This window comes from Lacrimispora amygdalina (assembly GCF_003432035.1).
Classification (GTDB): Bacteria; Bacillota; Clostridia; order Lachnospirales; family Lachnospiraceae; genus Lacrimispora; species Lacrimispora amygdalina.
In genome coordinates this window covers 14,565-31,795 of sequence record NZ_QOHO01000075.1, presented here as the reverse complement: position 1 = coordinate 31,795, position 17,231 = coordinate 14,565, and the positions used below count along the sequence as shown (strand labels likewise).

Below are 17,231 nucleotides of genomic sequence, written 5' to 3'. Positions count from 1 at the left end.
ACACGGTAAAAACCGTGTTTTTAAGAATGATATCCCAATGCCCGCTCCAGAGCCTCTTTTTCTTCGCTTCCCAAAAGTACTTCTGTCTCTCCTCTTTCTACTTCTTTAATGTAGACATAACACCCTTCTCTGCTGTGAACAGAATTCAGCACAAAGCCGCTGTTTGTATAATCAAGCAATGCCATAGTAAAGCTTAAATTACCGCCCATTCCTTTAAATGCATTATATTTTACAAGTCCAAACTTCTGAAATGCACTTCTGTAGTTTTTGTTTGTATTACGAAGGGAGTCTTTATTGGCACGATCCTCTGATTTTAACTGGGCAATATCTTCCATTTGTTCCATAATAATGCCCTCAAGTGTTTCTGCATCCTTGCCCCGCATAAAAAAATCATATCTGCGATATAGTTTTCTAATCTGTATGATACATATAATTACAACAATCAGTAATATTAATGTAAGCACGGATAATCCTATGATTAAAAAAGCAGGATCAACCGGCAGCTGATTCAATATACTGTTATCCATTCTTTCGTCCTCACTTCCATGATGTTATCTTATGGATTCTAATAACTCTACTATTCTTTCCAATTCTGCCTCAGAATAGTACTCGATTTCAACTCTTCCTTTATTTTTATCTTTGCGGTTAATGCTGACCTTCGTACCCATGGCAGTTTTCATTCGATCTTCCAGTTCCCTGAAAATCAGCGAGATGCTTTCATCTTCTTCTCTGATTTCCTTTGGTTCTTTCTTTTTTGATAAGGATTTTACAAGTTTTTCTACTTCCCGGACACTTAAATTCTCAGCTACAATCTTCCCTGCAAGCTGGTACTGTAAATCCTGATCCTCTACTGCTAATAATGCTCTGGCGTGTCCGCTGCTGATCTGATCCTGAATCAGCATATCCTGAATACGTTCATCCAGCTTTAATAATCGCATACTATTAGTTATGGTAACCCTGTTCTTAGCTACCCTGGCTGCGATTTCTTCCTGCTTTAATCCAAACTCCTGCATCAAAATAGAATAAGCTCTGGCTTCTTCTATCGGATTTAAATCTTCTCTTTGTACATTTTCTATTAAAGCAATTTCCATAGACTGCTGTTTTGTATATTCCCGTATCACTACCGGTACTTCTTTCAATCCAGCCAGCTTCGCCGCCCTCCATCTCCGTTCCCCGGCGATAATTTCGTAATAATCGCCTTTTTTTTGGACCAGAAGAGGCTGCAGAACGCCATATTCCTTCATGGATTCAGCTAATTCAACCAGTGCTTCTTCGCGAAACTCTTTTCTTGGTTGATTATGATTGGGCTCAACCAAGGAAATTTTTATAAACATTTCCTTTCCTGTTTCCGAATCCACTTTTTCTTTATCAGAAGATGCAGCAGTATGATCTGTTTCTTTATGATTTCTAATTTCCTGTTCCTCTGCTGCAGATTCCATTACTTCATCTCCAAAAATTGCACCAAGCCCTTTTCCTAAACCTGTTCTCTTTGCCATATCTAGATCTCTTCTCCTCTGCTGATAACTTCTGCCGCCAATAACCGGTAGCTTTCCGCTCCCGCTGATCTGGAATCATATAAATTGATCGGCATTCCATGGCTGGGAGCCTCTGCCAGTCTGACATTTCTGGGTATGATTGTTTTATAAATGTTCTGATTTAAATTGTTCTTTACACTTTCAACAACTTCCAACGAGAGATTTGTTCTCGCATCATACATGGTAAATACCACACCTTCCATTTCCAATGAAGGATTCAGTTTCTTTTTTACTAAATTTACAGTTTTTAATACCTGACTTAGTCCTTCCAATGCATAATATTCACATTGAATGGGTACTAGTACGGTATTAGCTGCGGTTAAGGCATTAATTGTCAACAGACTCAATGACGGAGGACAATCTATAATAATAAAATCATAGTTTTTCTTGACTTTTTCAAGATATGACTTAAGGAGTATCTCCTTATTTTCGATTTCCAACAGTTCTATTTCAGCTCCTGCCAGATCCACATTCGATGGCAATAGATCGAGATTTTCCTGAACGTTAGTAATCAAACATTCTTCAATCTCGCACTCTCCTACCAGCAGATCATATACAGTACGTTCAATGACTGACTTATCCATACCCAATCCGCTGGTTTCGTTCCCCTGAGGATCAAAATCCACAGCTAATACCCGCTGTCCTGACTCCGCAAGACAAGCTGATAGGTTGATTGCAGTAGTCGTTTTACCGACTCCGCCTTTCTGGTTTGCTATCGCAATGATTCTTCCCATTTTTAATTTTCTCCTGTAACAACGTCCGGAAATTGCAGTTCAAACTAGAGTATAACATACTTTATTTTTTTTTCCTATGGTTTCAAGTAAAAAAATTGCAGAAATTACAATAAATGTTTCACGTGAAACATTTTTCCAAGTTTAAGAATAAATTAATATGTTAGCCGTTGTAAGTCTATATTGATTATATTATAATAGGAAGAGATTATCCGCTATCAGGAGGTAAATAATGAAAACCACGAGTAAATTACTAACTCTGCTCATTCTTTCGGCAAGTACGGCTGCTACTACTGCAGTTATTAATAAATTTGTCAAACTCTCTGCATCCTCTAAAAATATATTAGCAGATGCAAAATCCTTATGTTACAAATGGAGATTTGGAAATATTCATTATACAAAATCCGGTACAGGAAAACCGCTTCTTTTAATACATGATCTAACCGCTTGCTCCAACGGCTATGAATGGAGCAGCATGATTTCCTTACTAAAAGAACAGTATACTGTCTATACCATTGATCTGCTGGGTTGTGGCCGTTCAGAAAAACCAGATCTCACATATACAAATTATCTCTATGTACAGATGATCTCTGATTTTATTAAATCTGAGATTGGGCATAGGACTAATATAATTGCTACAGGCGGCTCTTCTGCTCTGGCACTTATGGCATGTAATAATTCTCCAGAACTGTTCGATCAGATTATGCTGATCAATCCGGAAAGCCTTATGATGTGTAGCCAGATTCCCAACAATCATTCCAAAGTATATAAGTTTATTCTGGACCTTCCGATTTTGGGAACTCTCCTATATCATATATCAGTGAGTAAGCAATCCATAACAGAAGAATTTACCAGGAATTATTACTTCAATCCTTATTCTGTAAAAAATTCAATTATTGATGCATATTACGAATCAGCACATTTAGGAGATTCTCCAAAATCACTTTATGCCAGTGTCAAGTGTAATTATACAAAATGTAATGTAACAAATGCATTAAAGAAAATCAACAATAGTATTTATATTACTGGTGGTCAGGAAATGGATCATATTAATGACATAATAATGGAATATCAAAAATATAATCCTGCCATCGAAAGTTCTTTAATATCAAAAAGTAAATATCTTCCACAGTTGGAGAATCCTACCAGCCTATATCAATTAATACAAATGTATTTTCTATAAAAAAATGTTTCACGTGAAACATTCCTACAGAGGTTATTACTAATCTCTTGGATGTTCCACGTGAAACATTTTACTTTAACGGTTCTTTCGAAGGTAATCCAGCCTTTCTCGGATATTTCTTAGGAATCCCGTTTGTTTTTACGACTTGTATCAATGATCTCTCTGCTTCTGTACCCGGCAGTAAAAAACGTTCTGTTTTTTCAATTTTTCCGCTTAGCAAAAAAACTGCATGCTTTGCTTCTGTTAACTCCTCATCTATCTTACCAGACTTGTAAGGTATAAAACAGCCACCTACTTTTACAAATGGCATACAATACTCCGATAGAATGCTTAAATTTGCAACTGCCCGTGAAACACAGAGATCATATTGCTCTCTGTGTTTCACATCTCTGCCCAAATCTTCTGCTCTTCCATGAATGGCGCAAATATCTTCTAAACCCAATTTTTCTATGATTTCATTTAGAAAATTTATCCGTTTATTCAAAGAATCCATTAAAGTAATATTAAGTTGGGGAAATGCTATTTTTAAAGGTATTCCGGGAAATCCCGCTCCCGTCCCTACGTCAATTATATTGTAAGATTTTGTATCAAGATCATTTACAATTTTAATAAGAGACAAACTGTCAACGAAATGTTTTGTTATTACTTCATCCATCTCGGTTATTGCAGTGAGATTCATCACTTTGTTCCATTCAACTAATAGTTCAAAATATTTATAAAATTGATCTAATTTATTTTTTTCCAAATTAATAGATAATAAATTCAATTCACTTTGAAACTTCTCATAAAAAGCTTCTGTCATGTTATCTTCCTCACTCCTTCTGATCCACGTTTTTATGATACTTCATCTGTTCTAAGTAAACAAGAAGTACAGAGATATCTGCAGGAGAAACGCCTGATATTCTGGAAGCCTGGCCTATAGACATGGGTTTATATAAATTCAGCTTCTGAATGGCTTCTCTTCTCAATCCTTTTACTTCCCCATAATCAAATTCCGACTGCAGCTTTCTGTTTTCCAGCTTCTTATATTGTGCCACCTGCTGCTTCTGTCTGCGTATATACCCTTCATACTTGATATTGATATCTACCTGCTCCATCACATCTACAGGAAGAGGAACACGTTTTTCATCAATATCAGTTAACATAACATAATCAAGTTCTGGTCTGCGCACCAGCTCAGCCAATGTTGTTCCTGTTTTTAGAGGCGTGCTCCCGTGCTTTTCTAAAAATTCCTGAACCACTCCGGATGCTCCGATATTTGTTGATTCCAAACGCCTGATTTCTGAATCAATAGCCTGTTCTTTCTTTATCAGCTTCTCATACCGTTCCTCACTGACAAGACCAATTTTATGTCCGATTCCCATCAGACGAAGATCTGCATTATCCTGACGGAGTAAAAGCCTGTATTCTGCTCTGGAGGTCATCATCCGATATGGCTCTAAGTTTTCCTTCGTTACCAGATCATCAATCAGGACTCCTATATATGCCTGAGAACGATCTAATACAACCGGTTCTCTTCCCAAAATCTTCATGGCAGCATTAACCCCCGCCATAAATCCCTGTACCGCTGCCTCTTCATAGCCGGAACTTCCGTTAAACTGACCTCCGCTGAATAACCCGCTTACAGCCTTAAATTCCAAAGTGGCATTCAGCTGCCTGGAATTGATACAGTCATATTCGATTGCGTAAGCATTTCTCACAATCTTAACATTCTCAAGTCCAGGAACTGTTCTATACATGGCATACTGAACGTCCTCAGGAAGAGAACTTGACATTCCTCCCAAATACATCTCATTGGTATAAAGTCCCTCTGGCTCAACAAAAACCTGATGACGGTCTTTATCCGGAAACTTTACTACCTTGTCCTCAATAGATGGGCAGTATCTTGGCCCTGTACCCTCAATTGCACCAGAATACAGCGGAGAACGGTCCAGATTATTCCTGATAATTTCATGAGTGCTGTTGTTCGTATAAGTAAGCCAGCAGGAAATCTGCTCCTTCTGGATGGATCCGGGGTCTGTAGAAAAGGAGAACGGCACTACTCTCTCATCACCCAGCTGTTCTTCCATTTTAGAAAAATCAATACTTCTCTTGTCCACTCTTGCAGGAGTACCCGTTTTAAAACGCCGCATTTCAATCCCATTAGCCTTTAAGGAGTCTGTTAAGTGATTGGCAGCCTGGAGTCCATTGGGACCTGTATAATTGCTTACATCACCGTAAATACATCTGGCTCTTAAATAGGTACCAGTTGCAAGTACAGCGGCCTTGCAGCGGTAAACGGCTCCGGAATAAGTCTTAACTCCTGTCAGTATACCATTCTCAGTTATAATTTCCGATACCTCTGCCTGTCTAATGGTCAGATGATCTGTGTTCTCCAGAACCCTTCTCATGGATCTGGAATAGTCCTGTTTATCCGCCTGTGCCCTTAAAGAATGAACAGCTGGACCCTTGGACTGGTTAAGCATTTTTGACTGAATAAAGGTCTTGTCAATGTTTTTTCCCATCTCTCCGCCTAACGCATCCAGTTCTCTTACCAGGTGGCCTTTTGAACTCCCTCCGATATTCGGATTACAGGGCATCAGGGCAATACTGTCCACACTGACAGTAAACATAATCGTCTCAAGGCCCAGTCTGGCACATGCCAGGGCTGCCTCACAGCCGGCGTGACCAGCGCCGACTACTACAACATCATAAGACTCCTCTAAATACTGCATTTTTATCTCCTCTTTTCTGATCGTTACTTTCCCATACAGAATTTGCTGAATATTTCATTGACCAGATCATCCTCTACTGACTCTCCAAGAATGATTCCAAGCTGTTCATACGCATCCATCAGGTCAATGGAATAGAAGTCCTCAGCCATTCCATCATTTATGCTTTGTTCTACCATACCAAGACTTTTTAAAGCTTCCTCAAGTGCATTTTTCTGTCTGACATTCGTGATATAAACCTGGTCATTAAAATCAATTTCACCCTCATAAAACATCGTCTTAATTTCATGCTCCAGCTCTTCTATCCCTGAGCGGTTTCTGGCAGAAATCGTTATCACCTTATGACTGGTTCTTTTGCTTATCAGATCCGGTGTCACCACCATGGACAAATCTGACTTATTTAAAACTATAACTGCTTTTCTATCGTCGATAAATGATAATATCTCATCATCATTCTCATCAAGCGGGCAGGAACCATCCACCACATAGATGATTAGATCCGCACCTTCTGCCGCCTGTCTGGCCTTTTCAACCCCTATCTTTTCCACTACATCCTCTGTATCACGGATTCCGGCAGTATCTATCATATTCAGGCTCAGATTCTCAAGCATGATCTGCTCCTTTAATGTATCACGGGTCGTACCCGCAATATCTGTAACGATGGCACGCTCCTCGCCTACAAGAACATTAAGCAGAGACGATTTACCAGCATTGGGTTTACCCAATATGACCGTCTCGATCCCTTCGGAAAGTACTCTCCCATTCTCAGAAGATTTGATGAGACGTTTTAACTCTTCTTTTAAAGGTTCCATTGCATGAAGAAGAGATTCCTGATAACCATCCAGAGATATATGCTCCGGATCATCAAGTGCCGATTCAATAAATGCAATATGATAAATAATAGTATCTCTCAATGCGCGGACACGCTTGGAAACAGCTCCCTCCAGCTGACTGACTGAAGATTTCAAAGCATACTGGTTTTTTGCATTAATTACATCAATGACAGCTTCTGCCTGAGTTAAATCGATCCTTCCGCTTAAAAATGCCCTTTTTGTAAATTCCCCCGGCTCAGCCGGTCTTGCTCCATACTTTAATACTGTCTCCAGTATCCTTTTTGTAACCAGTACGCCTCCATGACAGTCAATCTCAACCGTATCCTCTCCGGTATAACTGCCTGGTCCTCTCATTAATAATACCAGAACCTCATCAATCAGTTCTTCTCCATCATAGATAAACCCATAATGAATCGTGTGGGATTTTTCATCAGAAAGCTTTTTAACCCGTTTTCCTTTCCCCTTAAAAACCCTGTCTATAATCTGAAATGACTCCTCGCCGCTGATTCTTACAATTCCGATTCCGGAACTGGACATCGCTGTGGCAATAGCCGCTATTGTATTCATCTTCATATTCTGTCACCTGTTTAGCGCCAGTCAATATACCGGCGTGAGAAAAGGGTTGAGGGTGCCTTCCGACAGCCCCAACCCCTCATTGTTGTTTGACTATTTATCTCTATCCTGATACCGCTCTTTTTTTATATGTTCCTTTTTCAAGGATATTACCACATGTCTGAATGGTTCTTCCCCATCACTTCTTGTAACAACAAATTTGTCATTCTGAAGTGCAGAATGAATAATTCTTCTCTCATACGGATTCATAGGCTCCAGAGAAACCGGTCTTCTGGTACGCTTTACTTTGTAAGCAATGTTCTTAGCCAGCGTTTCCAGAGTCTCTTTTCTCCGCTCTCTGTAGTTTTCCGTATCCAGTTTCACACGAATATAATCTTCGCTTTCCTTATTTACAACAAGACTTACCAGATACTGCAGAGAATCCAGAGTCTGTCCTCTTTTTCCAATCAGAATTCCCATGTCATCGCCTGACATATTGATGGAGAGTTCACGTTCACCCTCATCAAATGCTGCTTCCATGGAAACACTTATATTCATTGCACCAAATACATCGGAAAGAAAGGTTATTGCCATGTCCTCCAAGGTTTCTTTCTTCCTTGCGCGGATGACAGCAGGCTTTGAACCGATAAATCCCAGAATACCATTACTTCCTTTATCAACAATCTCATACTCCAGTTTATCACTGGTTGTCTCCAGTTGGATTAATGCTTTTGTAATCGCTTCATCAACGGTCTTTGCTGAAACTGTAATCATATCCATAGGTCACCCCTCCTATTTGCTGTGCTTTTCATTGTACTTCGAAACCATACGTGCCTTGGCAGAAATGCTGTTAGGATCAGAACTTGTGCTTTGATAGTAATCAGTGGAAGCCTTTACCTGCTCCTTCGCTTTTTCTATTTTAGCACTCAGTTCTTCTTCTGCCTTCTCATTGGCAGCCTGAAGATTCTTAAGGCTTGCTGTAGCATTCTGAGAAACACGCTGAGGTGGAAGACCTTTTTTTGCACGTTTTTTATTCGCCTTATCCAGATTCCTCTTAATCATCTCATCCATATCAATACGGTTTAAATGACGGTTAATTAAAACCTGCTGAATAATCTGGAACACACTGGATGCGATCCAGTAAATACCGATACCAGATGCAAATGTGAAACAGAAGAATACAGACATTAATGGCATTACTGTATTCATGCTCTTCATGGACTGAGCCATGGCATTATTCTCATCTGCTCCAGTTTTAGGCTGATTCACAGTCATAAGCTTTGTACTGAACCACTGGCTCGCACCTGCGAGTACAGGAATCAGGAGCGCAAGACTTAAATGGAACCCGCCTCCGGTTGGAAAAATAACACTTGCCGGAGTCGATGCCAGATTAATCCCAAGGAAAGAATTCATATGCTCAATCTGAGCAGCATTGGTAGTAATGGTATCCTGGATGGTTGGATAAAGAGTCTTTAACGCATTCCACTGATCCGGATTCAGCTGATATAAAAAATCTACCATTCCATTACTGGTATTTAAATCTCCGATTCTTGATAAGGTAATCTTATGATCAGCCGCAAACTGTGTCAGCTGTGAAACATGATCTCCTCCAAGAGAAGTAATTGCAGTAACTACATTAACAAAAACAGCCTTTACACTCTGCACATAAGCAGGAATATGATAAATAACCTGATAAAGAGCAAACAGAATGGGCATCTGGATCACCAGCTGGACACAGCCTCCAGTCATGGATGTTCCGTATTTTTCATAAACTGCCTGCATCTCCACGTTCTGTCTTCTCATGGATTCCTGGTCAGTTTTTCCTTTATACTTTGCCTGAACGGCGGTAAGTTCCGGCTGCATAACGCTCATCAGCTTGGATGATTTCTGCTGTTTTAACGTCAGCGGGAACATTAAAAGCTTTGTTACGAGAGTAAATAAAATGATACATAAACCAATATTCTGGATTCCAACTGCAGAGGTCATCTGGAAAAGCAGATCCATGATCACACCCAGAACAGTTGCAAATGGTCCCAGAAAGCCTCCTACCTTAGTGAGTACTAAGAATTCCAATGAACTACCTCCTCATCATTTACGGAACTGGATCATAACCGCCTTTTGCAAAAGGATTACAGCGAATGATTCTTTTGCAAGCCAAAAACGTACCTTTAAACACACCATACTTTTGGAGTGCCTCAATGGCGTATTGAGAACACGTAGGTGTGTAAATACAGTGAGTTCTTATCTTCAGAGGTGATAAATATTTCTGATATCCCCTGATCATCAAAATCATGATTTTTTTTACCATAAGATCACTTCGATTCTTTTTTTAAAATGTTATGAAGTCCGCACAAGTGCAGATATGCACTTTCGATTGTCTTGTATTTTTCTTCTTTTGCCGCTGTTCTCACAACGACCACGATGTCCAATCCTGTCTCAACCATTCCTTCATGAAGCCTGAAGCTTTCTCTGATTAATCTGGTTATATGATGCCTGACAACACTGTTTCCTACCTTCTTGCTTACCGAAATACCGATTCTTGTATCCGGCCTGTCCGTCTTTAAAACATACATGACAAGAAGTCTGTTAGCAAGGGATTTACCGCTCTGATAAACTTCTTTGAAATCCCTGTTTTTTTTAATCGAATTAAAATGTTTCATTCAACTCTTTCCTTTTCCGTTTTTCTGGAATTTGAGAAAAGAAAAGGCCACAATTACTTGCGGCCTGGTCCATTAAGCTGATAATTTTGCTCTTCCTTTTGCTCTTCTGGCAGCTAAAACTTTTCTTCCGCCTGGAGTGCTCATTCTGGCTCTGAAACCATGAACTTTTGATCTTTGTCTCTTTTTTGGCTGGAACGTCATTTTCATAATCTACGGACACCTCCTCTTGTTACAATAGCTTATCATAGGCAATATGATGAAACATATTGAGACTATTTTAATTAAACATCATATCAATTATATAGAACAAAGCATGGTTCGTCAAGGGAAAAATATAAGTTTTCATTTGACTGCTAATAATTTCCACATTCCCTGTTTATACAGTATAATAAATAAAACTATATAATTTCCCGGAAGGGAAGAACCAAATATAAAAAAAGGATGGGTTATTACAATGAAAAGTGAACAAATCAACATCAGAGATCCTTATGTACTGCTGTCCGACGGTATCTATTATATGTACGGAACCAGGGCAGAAACCTGCTGGATGGCCGCTACCGGCTTTGACTGCTATACCAGCACAGACTTAATTAACTGGGATGGCCCCCATGAAGTTTTTCATAAACCGGAGAATTTTTTTGCCGATAAAAACTGCTGGGCACCCGAAGTTCACCGTTATAAAGACTTTTATTATATGTTTGCCACATTTAAAGACACTAAAAATTATGGCGGAACTGCCATATTAAAAGCAGACCATCCTCTTGGACCGTTCACCTTACACAGTCAGAAACAGATCACTCCGAAAGATTGGGAATGCATTGACGGAACATTTTATGTAAACCCTGATGGAACTCCCTACATGGTTTTTGTACATGAGTGGGTTCAGATATCTGACGGATCCATCTGCGCAGTAAAGTTAAGCAGCGATTTAAGTCATGCCATATCAGAACCAGAACTTCTTTTTCATGCCTCTGAGGCAAAAAGCTGGGTAGTGACAATCGAAAATAAAAACAGGCCCGGTAAACATTATGTCACCGATGGTCCTTTCCTTCACCGGACTGATAACGGCCGTCTTCTTATGCTGTGGTCAAGTTTTGGAAAAGAAGGATACACCCAGGCCATCGCTTATTCTGATAATGGAGATATTACCGGAAACTGGATACAGCAGGAAACTCTGCTTTTTGAAAAAGACGGCGGCCATGGCATGATCTTTAAAGACAAAAAGGGGAAACTCATCCTCACCCTTCATACACCTAATGAGCACAGAAAGGAGCACCCTGTTTTCTATAGTCTGAAAGAAGAGGACAACACTTTAATAGTTAAAGGATTATATCGATGAAAGAGGTTATTTTCACAGGAAAATGTCAGGGCATCGGTATCAGCCATGTATTAAGAGACTGCGATCTTGCTGAAACCATAGGATTTTATAAAAATGAATATCAGATTTATTATATACTAAATGGAGAGCGTTTTTTTTATTATGGTAACCACAGCTACCGTATGGGAAAAGGCACATTGACCTTTATTGATAAAAAACTGATCCCTTTTACCAATGTAATAGGTGGAAACTATCATGAGCGGATTCTGATTGAACTGGAAGAGTCCTGGCTTCGTCTCGCAGGCAATGCAATGGAACTTAACCTTCTGGAATTTTTTCAGAATAATCACGGTGTTCTCCAGTTAGATGAAAAACAGCAGAACATTCTGGAAAAAAAATTATTCCGGATGGAATCTTCACTGAAAAATCAGAAAATCTTTGGTGCTTCAGAGGTAAAGAACCAACTGATATCCATATTTCTCATGATCTTAAATGGTGCCGGAAGTAAACCGGAAGTCTATTATATGCCAAAAAGAAAAATGATGCGCTATGTAAAAGTTGCAGAAATTATACAGTATATTATGATTCATTATTCAGAAATCTTTGGTCTGGAGGATCTTTCTAAAATTTTTTATTTAGATAAAAGCTATTTGAGCCGGATTTTCAAAGAAGTAACTAATTTTACTGTCAATGAATTCATCAACTGCCAGAGAGTCGATCATGCCAGAATTCTGCTTCTTGATGATGATCTGTCCATGGAAGATATATCCCGGAAACTGGGTTATGAACGGCTGTCCTACTTTGACCGTGTGTTTAAAAAATATACTGGATTATCGCCTCTGCAATATAAAAAATCAAAGAAAGAAAATGATGTTTAGTAAATTTAGTGCAAATTCAAGGTTTTTTTTGATGTATTGAGGCATTCTTCCAAATGTATTGTGATTATCTCTGATTAATATTAAAATACACCTATATAAAAGCAAATCCGGATTTTATCATTAGTACATTTTCACAATATTTTTCAAAGTAATCACTATAGGAGGATATATGAAAACAAAAAAGCTTACCGCACTGTTTCTGTCTGGTCTGATGACTTTTTCTCTTGCCGGCTGCTCCGGAAACAAACCTGCAGCATCTTCTGCGTCAGTTTCCCAGGATACCGGAAATCAGATAACTCTCCGCATGGCGTGGTGGGGTTCTCAGACAAGACATGACGCTACAAACAAGGTTATAGAGCTTTACGAATCACAGAATCCAGGTGTACATATTGAAGCAGAATTTTACGATTTTGACAGTTACTTTACCAAGCTTGATACTTTGGTTGCTGCTGACGATGTCTGGGATATATTTCAGCTGGGTGGAAACTTTCCCAAATACATCAAAAATATAGAACCACTGGATGGATATATAAAAGACGGAATTATTAATACCAGTGATACGACCGAAAATTTTCTGGCAACAACAAAAGACAGTAAAGGTTCTCAGATTGGTATATCCATTGGTACAAACACCTATGGAATTGCTTATGACCCGGAATTATTTCAAAAAGCCGGCTTGCCTGAACCTGACAATGACTGGACCTGGGATGACTGGAAAAAAGACTGCATCACCATAAAAGAAAAACTCGGTATATACGGAAGTTCAAAAATTGATCATTTTATAGCAGGTGTAACCATGCGAGCCTCACAGACGAAAAAAGATGCAAATTTCTTTAAGAAAACCAATGACGGCATAGAATCAGAGGATCCCTCCCCCTTTGCAGACTACTTAAAGATGATCAAAGAACTGACAGACGCCGGAGCCTATCCGGATGCCGGGGCTATAAAAGAAATTAAAGACATAGAGGGAGATTATCTGGTAACCGGGGATGCAGCGATGACCTGGGTTACCTCCAATCAGGTTTCTTCCATTGTTCATGCCTCCGGCAGGGAAATTAAAATTGCCCCTGTACCAAGATTAACCAAAAACGGTCCTTATGGAATGGGAGTCCAGTCCTCACAGCAGCTTTGTATTTCCAGTAATTCCAAAGCAAAGGAAGAAGCAGCTAAATTTATTAACTTTTTTGTCAATGACATTGAAGCTAATAAAATATTAAATGGAGAACGTGGAGTTCCTATCATGTCTAAGGTAAGAGAAGCTGTGGTTTCACAGGCAGATGACTCCGGCAGAATCATCTATGATTTTGTTGATAAAATAGGAAATTTTCCAAAAGAAAACAGCAATGTTATAAGCCCTGATCCAAAAGCTGAGATTGAAGACCAATATAAACTTCTGATTGAAAAAGTGCAGTATGGCGATGTAACACCGGAAGATGCAGCAAAACAATTATTGGATTTTTCCAAGTCAAAATTTCAGCCTTAAGTATAATGAAGAGGCAGGTAAGGATTCTCTTTGCCTGCCTTTCCTATGGAAAAAAGGAGGTAATAAACAATGAACGAACAAAAAAATAACTGGAAAAAAATCCTTTATCACAACAATACCGTAGGTTATGTTTTTTCCTTCCCTTTTCTTTTCGGATTTTTTGCTTTTACATTGATTCCGGTTCTCGTATCAATGTATTATTCCATGACCAACTATAAGCTTGGGCAAAATCCGGTATTTGTAGGACTTGGTAACTATAGAAATCTATTTTCTGATGACCGTTTTCTGAATTCGGTAAAAGTAACCCTTATTTATGTCATTACTTCCGTTCCTTCCAAACTGATATTTGCCCTTTTTATCGCATATCTTCTAACTCAGAAACGGAGGGGAGTAACCTTTTACCGCTCTCTTTACTACGTCCCATCCCTGATCGGAGGAAGCATTGCCGTTGCACTTGTCTGGAAAACCATTTTTTCTAGAAAAGGTCTGGCAAACACCATTCTGGCCTCACTTGGTTTTCCAAAGCTCTCCTGGCTGGGTGAACCCCATCTGGCAATGGGAATACTCGTTCTCATGTCTGTCTGGCAATTTGGCTCTTCTATGATTATTTTTGCTGCCGGATTAAAAGAAATTTCTCCAACTTACTACGAAGCTGCTGAAATTGATGGTGCAAACAAATGGCAGAGATTTAAAGCAATCACACTCCCCTGCCTCTCCCCCATTATTTTATATAATCTCATCATGCAGACCATCACTGCCTTTATGGCATTTACCCAGGCTTTCGTAATTACACAGGGCGGTCCCAATGATTCCACTAATTTTTACGCGCTCTACGTTTACAATCATGCCTTTAAATGGTCCAACATGGGATACGCCAGTGCCATGTCCTGGGTCATGCTGGCTTTAATAAGCATTATTACATTCCTGCTATTTAAGACATCAAAATTCTGGGTATTTACAGAAGCAGACCAATAAGGAGGATAATAACATGACAAACAAACATAAAATACAGGCTTCTGTCTATCATTTATTCGTCTGTGTTCTTGGATTGCTGATGATTTATCCGGTTCTCTGGATGGTCAGCGGCTCACTTAAAAATAATACAGAACTATTAAATGGAGGAATGAGTTTAATTCCACCCCAGTGGAGATTTTCCAATTTTTTTACTGGCTTTAAGGGTTTCGGAGGTATTACCTTTCAAACCTTTTTTTCCAATTCATTTTTTATCGCATCTGTTTCCACACTTGCAACTGTTCTGTCATCATCCTGTGTTGCTTATGCATTTTCCAGGGTAAGCTTTAAAGGACGCAACATCTGGTTTATGTCAATGATCTGCACCATGATGCTTCCGGCCCAGATTATTCTGGTACCCCAATACATTATTTATAATAAACTTGGCTTTGTAGGAACCTATATTCCGCTTATACTTCCCCATTTTTTCGGTCAGGCATTTTTCATCTATCAGATGATGCAATTTGGTGCCGGAATACCAAAGGACCTTGATGAAGCTGCAATTATAGACGGCTGCAGCAAATATTCCATATTTACCAGAATTTTTCTTCCTCTTTTGAAACCATCCATTGTAACCACAGTCATTATTCAGTTTTACTGGAAATGGGATGATTTTATGTCTCCCATGATTTATTTAAGTAAGCCCCGCATGTATACTGCTTCTATAGCAATAAAAAATTTTGCAGATTCAACATCCACAACCGATTATGGAGCAATGTTTGCCATGTCCACGCTCTCATTGATCCCCGTATTTCTGATCTTCTTATTCTTTAACCGTTATCTGGTGGAAGGAATCAGCGGAAGTGGGATCAAAGGATAATAAACATACAGAGAGGAAAAAACGTGAAAATCGAAACCAGTGTATCATTTCAGACATCCAATGAACTTTTGCAAAAACTGATGGATTCTGCAGAAAGAAAAACTCTGAATAATTTAAAAATGTTTGAGAACCGGCTCGTCCTGATAGAAGGAGGGGGATATGAAAAAATATGGCTGGAGACCCAGCCTATGGGCGGAGAAATGTATGCCAAACGTAATATGGAGGCAGGGCTTAATAACCAGCTTCTTTTCATGGAACATCAAAGGCCGGATGGCCGTTTTCCCGGAAGCATCGCTTTACTCAACAATCGGATCACTCCTCAGTTTGATAAATTTCAGGGCTTTTGTTTCCCCTCTTCTGCTCTTAACATGTATTACTTAATGGGTAAAGATGAAGAATATCTAACGCTTCTTTACCTCACTTTAGAAAAATTTGATTCCTATTTATGGAGAACCAGAGATTCAGACGGTGACGGCTGTCTGGAAAGCTGGTGTAAATACGATACCGGCGAGGATCATGCACTTCGCTATCATGATGCTCCCGATTCCTGGAGTAAAGAGATTCCTCCCACAGATTGTAAAGCTGTTCCCATGGCCTCTCTGGATATTATGAGTTTTTCTTACTCTGCCAGAGAAACTCTTTCCATAATCAGCTCTATACAAGGTAATGAAAACCGTAAATACGAATGGAAAAAAAAAGCAATAGCCATCCAGAAAGCCATAAAAGACTATCTCTGGATCGAATCAAAAGATGCCTGCTTTGACCGTGATAAAAACCACAATATTATAAATGTTTTATTTCACAATAATTTAAGAGCCATGTACTGGAACAGTTTTACCAGATCCATGGCAGAACGTTTCGTTACAAAACATTTATTAAACCCAGATGAGTTCTGGACTTATATGCCTCTCCCATCTGTCGCAGTAAATGATCCTCTTTTCCGTAATATAAAAACGAATAACTGGAGCGGACAATGTGAGGCCCTGACCTATCAGAGGGCCATCCGGGCTCTTGAGAATTATGGCTATGATTATCTGATCCCCCAGCTGGGCAATAAACTGTTTCATGCCATTGGGGATTCCTGTGTTTTCGTACAGCAATATGATCCGTTTACAGGTTCCCCATCCCTGATATCGCTGGATGGTCTGCAGGATTCCTATGGTCCAGCCATGTTATCAGTTATGGAATATACTTCCCGTATGTATGGTGTACACTTGGAACGGAATCATATTTTCTGGGGAACAGCCGGAGGAAATGAAAGTAACTATGAGCAGATCTGGGGAAATCACTCATTTAAAATTCAAAATGATGGAAAAAGCGCTCTGGCTTTTATTGATGGAAAAAAAGTTTTTCAATCAGGAAAGGATTTAAAGATCATAACCGATCTTTCCGGTAATCTTCTTTATATAAAGCAATTGTCTGCTGACGCTGACTTAAGGAATATAAAAGCATACGGAATATTACCATAAAACAAATAAAGTCTCCGGCATGATTCATTTACCGGAGACTTTATTAA

The 17,231-nt window shown here is 39.2% G+C and carries 18 protein-coding genes; 7 read left to right on the top strand and 11 right to left on the bottom strand.

Features of this window, described 5'->3' with window-relative positions:
* Window positions 1-20: 20 nt before the first annotated feature.
* Genes DS742_RS22420 through DS742_RS22410 form a run of 3 tightly spaced genes read right to left on the bottom strand, consistent with a single transcriptional unit; the run spans window position 21 to window position 2,269 of the window.
* Window positions 21-527: a DUF4446 family protein gene (locus tag DS742_RS22420; RefSeq protein ID WP_117419188.1), complete on the bottom strand. Its 507-nt coding sequence runs from the start codon at window positions 525-527 to the stop codon at window positions 21-23.
* Window positions 528-551: 24 nt separating this feature from the next.
* Window positions 552-1,496, bottom strand: a complete 945-nt coding sequence (locus DS742_RS22415) for a ParB/RepB/Spo0J family partition protein (RefSeq protein WP_117419187.1) — start codon at window positions 1,494-1,496, stop codon at window positions 552-554.
* Between the two features lie 2 nt (window positions 1,497-1,498).
* Window positions 1,499-2,269: a ParA family protein gene (locus tag DS742_RS22410; RefSeq protein WP_117419186.1), complete on the bottom strand. Its 771-nt coding sequence runs from the start codon at window positions 2,267-2,269 to the stop codon at window positions 1,499-1,501.
* Window positions 2,270-2,498: 229 nt separating this feature from the next.
* Between DS742_RS22410 and DS742_RS22405 the strand changes: the two genes are divergently transcribed.
* Complete coding sequence (locus DS742_RS22405) at window positions 2,499-3,449, top strand: alpha/beta fold hydrolase (RefSeq protein ID WP_117419185.1); 951 nt, start codon at window positions 2,499-2,501, stop codon at window positions 3,447-3,449.
* Between the two features lie 70 nt (window positions 3,450-3,519).
* Here the strand turns inward: DS742_RS22405 and rsmG are convergent, their stop codons facing one another.
* The 8 genes from rsmG to rpmH form a co-directional block, all read right to left on the bottom strand.
* Window positions 3,520-4,251, bottom strand: a complete 732-nt coding sequence (gene rsmG, locus DS742_RS22400; protein WP_117419184.1) for a 16S rRNA (guanine(527)-N(7))-methyltransferase RsmG — start codon at window positions 4,249-4,251, stop codon at window positions 3,520-3,522.
* Between the two features lie 10 nt (window positions 4,252-4,261).
* Window positions 4,262-6,163: a tRNA uridine-5-carboxymethylaminomethyl(34) synthesis enzyme MnmG gene (gene mnmG, locus DS742_RS22395; protein WP_117419183.1), complete on the bottom strand. Its 1,902-nt coding sequence runs from the start codon at window positions 6,161-6,163 to the stop codon at window positions 4,262-4,264.
* Between the two features lie 23 nt (window positions 6,164-6,186).
* Window positions 6,187-7,566, bottom strand: coding sequence for a tRNA uridine-5-carboxymethylaminomethyl(34) synthesis GTPase MnmE (gene mnmE / locus DS742_RS22390; protein WP_117419182.1), 1,380 nt, complete (start codon window positions 7,564-7,566; stop codon window positions 6,187-6,189).
* 93 nt (window positions 7,567-7,659) lie between these two features.
* Window positions 7,660-8,325, bottom strand: a complete 666-nt coding sequence (gene jag / locus DS742_RS22385; RefSeq protein ID WP_117419181.1) for an RNA-binding cell elongation regulator Jag/EloR — start codon at window positions 8,323-8,325, stop codon at window positions 7,660-7,662.
* 12 nt (window positions 8,326-8,337) lie between these two features.
* Window positions 8,338-9,618 carry a YidC/Oxa1 family membrane protein insertase gene (locus DS742_RS22380; RefSeq protein ID WP_117419180.1) on the bottom strand — a complete coding sequence of 427 codons (1,281 nt, stop codon included), beginning with the start codon at window positions 9,616-9,618 and terminating at the stop codon, window positions 8,338-8,340.
* 19 nt (window positions 9,619-9,637) lie between these two features.
* On the bottom strand, window positions 9,638-9,853 hold the full coding sequence (gene yidD, locus DS742_RS22375) for a membrane protein insertion efficiency factor YidD (protein ID WP_117419179.1): 216 nt from the start codon (window positions 9,851-9,853) through the stop codon (window positions 9,638-9,640).
* A gap of 4 nt (window positions 9,854-9,857) precedes the next feature.
* Window positions 9,858-10,205: a ribonuclease P protein component gene (gene rnpA, locus DS742_RS22370; RefSeq protein WP_117419178.1), complete on the bottom strand. Its 348-nt coding sequence runs from the start codon at window positions 10,203-10,205 to the stop codon at window positions 9,858-9,860.
* A gap of 72 nt (window positions 10,206-10,277) precedes the next feature.
* On the bottom strand, window positions 10,278-10,412 hold the full coding sequence (rpmH, locus tag DS742_RS22365; RefSeq protein ID WP_013274848.1) for a 50S ribosomal protein L34: 135 nt from the start codon (window positions 10,410-10,412) through the stop codon (window positions 10,278-10,280).
* 247 nt (window positions 10,413-10,659) lie between these two features.
* Here rpmH and DS742_RS22360 point away from each other — a divergent pair, with 247 nt between their 5' ends.
* The 6 genes from DS742_RS22360 to DS742_RS22335 all read left to right on the top strand — a co-directional run bounded on the left by DS742_RS22360 (window position 10,660) and on the right by DS742_RS22335 (window position 17,184).
* Window positions 10,660-11,544 (top strand): glycoside hydrolase family 43 protein, encoded by an 885-nt coding sequence (locus tag DS742_RS22360; RefSeq protein WP_117419177.1) that lies wholly within the window; start codon window positions 10,660-10,662, stop codon window positions 11,542-11,544.
* Complete coding sequence (locus tag DS742_RS22355) at window positions 11,541-12,401, top strand: helix-turn-helix domain-containing protein (protein WP_117419176.1); 861 nt, start codon at window positions 11,541-11,543, stop codon at window positions 12,399-12,401. The genes DS742_RS22360 and DS742_RS22355 overlap by 4 nt, the downstream gene beginning before the upstream one ends.
* Window positions 12,402-12,570: 169 nt before the next feature.
* Complete coding sequence (locus DS742_RS22350; RefSeq protein ID WP_117419175.1) at window positions 12,571-13,884, top strand: ABC transporter substrate-binding protein; 1,314 nt, start codon at window positions 12,571-12,573, stop codon at window positions 13,882-13,884.
* A gap of 69 nt (window positions 13,885-13,953) precedes the next feature.
* Window positions 13,954-14,859, top strand: coding sequence for a carbohydrate ABC transporter permease (locus DS742_RS22345; protein WP_117419174.1), 906 nt, complete (start codon window positions 13,954-13,956; stop codon window positions 14,857-14,859).
* A gap of 13 nt (window positions 14,860-14,872) precedes the next feature.
* Complete coding sequence (locus tag DS742_RS22340; RefSeq protein WP_117419173.1) at window positions 14,873-15,715, top strand: carbohydrate ABC transporter permease; 843 nt, start codon at window positions 14,873-14,875, stop codon at window positions 15,713-15,715.
* Window positions 15,716-15,738: 23 nt separating this feature from the next.
* Complete coding sequence (locus DS742_RS22335) at window positions 15,739-17,184, top strand: MGH1-like glycoside hydrolase domain-containing protein (RefSeq protein WP_242996686.1); 1,446 nt, start codon at window positions 15,739-15,741, stop codon at window positions 17,182-17,184.
* Window positions 17,185-17,231: the final 47 nt, after the last annotated feature.

Bases quoted from the DNA above. Each gene is read 5' to 3' on its own strand.
- DS742_RS22420 (WP_117419188.1), bottom strand. From the start codon at position 527: ATGGATAACAGTATATTGAATCAGCTGCCGGTTGATCCTGCTTTTTTA.
- DS742_RS22415 (WP_117419187.1), bottom strand. From the start codon at position 1,496: ATGGCAAAGAGAACAGGTTTAGGAAAAGGGCTTGGTGCAATTTTTGGA.
- DS742_RS22410 (WP_117419186.1), bottom strand. From the start codon at position 2,269: ATGGGAAGAATCATTGCGATAGCAAACCAGAAAGGCGGAGTCGGTAAA.
- DS742_RS22405 (WP_117419185.1), top strand. From the start codon at position 2,499: ATGAAAACCACGAGTAAATTACTAACTCTGCTCATTCTTTCGGCAAGT.
- rsmG (WP_117419184.1), bottom strand. From the start codon at position 4,251: ATGACAGAAGCTTTTTATGAGAAGTTTCAAAGTGAATTGAATTTATTA.
- mnmG (WP_117419183.1), bottom strand. From the start codon at position 6,163: ATGCAGTATTTAGAGGAGTCTTATGATGTTGTAGTAGTCGGCGCTGGT.
- mnmE (WP_117419182.1), bottom strand. From the start codon at position 7,566: ATGAAGATGAATACAATAGCGGCTATTGCCACAGCGATGTCCAGTTCC.
- jag (WP_117419181.1), bottom strand. From the start codon at position 8,325: ATGGATATGATTACAGTTTCAGCAAAGACCGTTGATGAAGCGATTACA.
- yidD (WP_117419179.1), bottom strand. From the start codon at position 9,853: ATGGTAAAAAAAATCATGATTTTGATGATCAGGGGATATCAGAAATAT.
- rnpA (WP_117419178.1), bottom strand. From the start codon at position 10,205: ATGAAACATTTTAATTCGATTAAAAAAAACAGGGATTTCAAAGAAGTT.
- rpmH (WP_013274848.1), bottom strand. From the start codon at position 10,412: ATGAAAATGACGTTCCAGCCAAAAAAGAGACAAAGATCAAAAGTTCAT.
- DS742_RS22360 (WP_117419177.1), top strand. From the start codon at position 10,660: ATGAAAAGTGAACAAATCAACATCAGAGATCCTTATGTACTGCTGTCC.
- DS742_RS22355 (WP_117419176.1), top strand. From the start codon at position 11,541: ATGAAAGAGGTTATTTTCACAGGAAAATGTCAGGGCATCGGTATCAGC.
- DS742_RS22350 (WP_117419175.1), top strand. From the start codon at position 12,571: ATGAAAACAAAAAAGCTTACCGCACTGTTTCTGTCTGGTCTGATGACT.
- DS742_RS22345 (WP_117419174.1), top strand. From the start codon at position 13,954: ATGAACGAACAAAAAAATAACTGGAAAAAAATCCTTTATCACAACAAT.
- DS742_RS22340 (WP_117419173.1), top strand. From the start codon at position 14,873: ATGACAAACAAACATAAAATACAGGCTTCTGTCTATCATTTATTCGTC.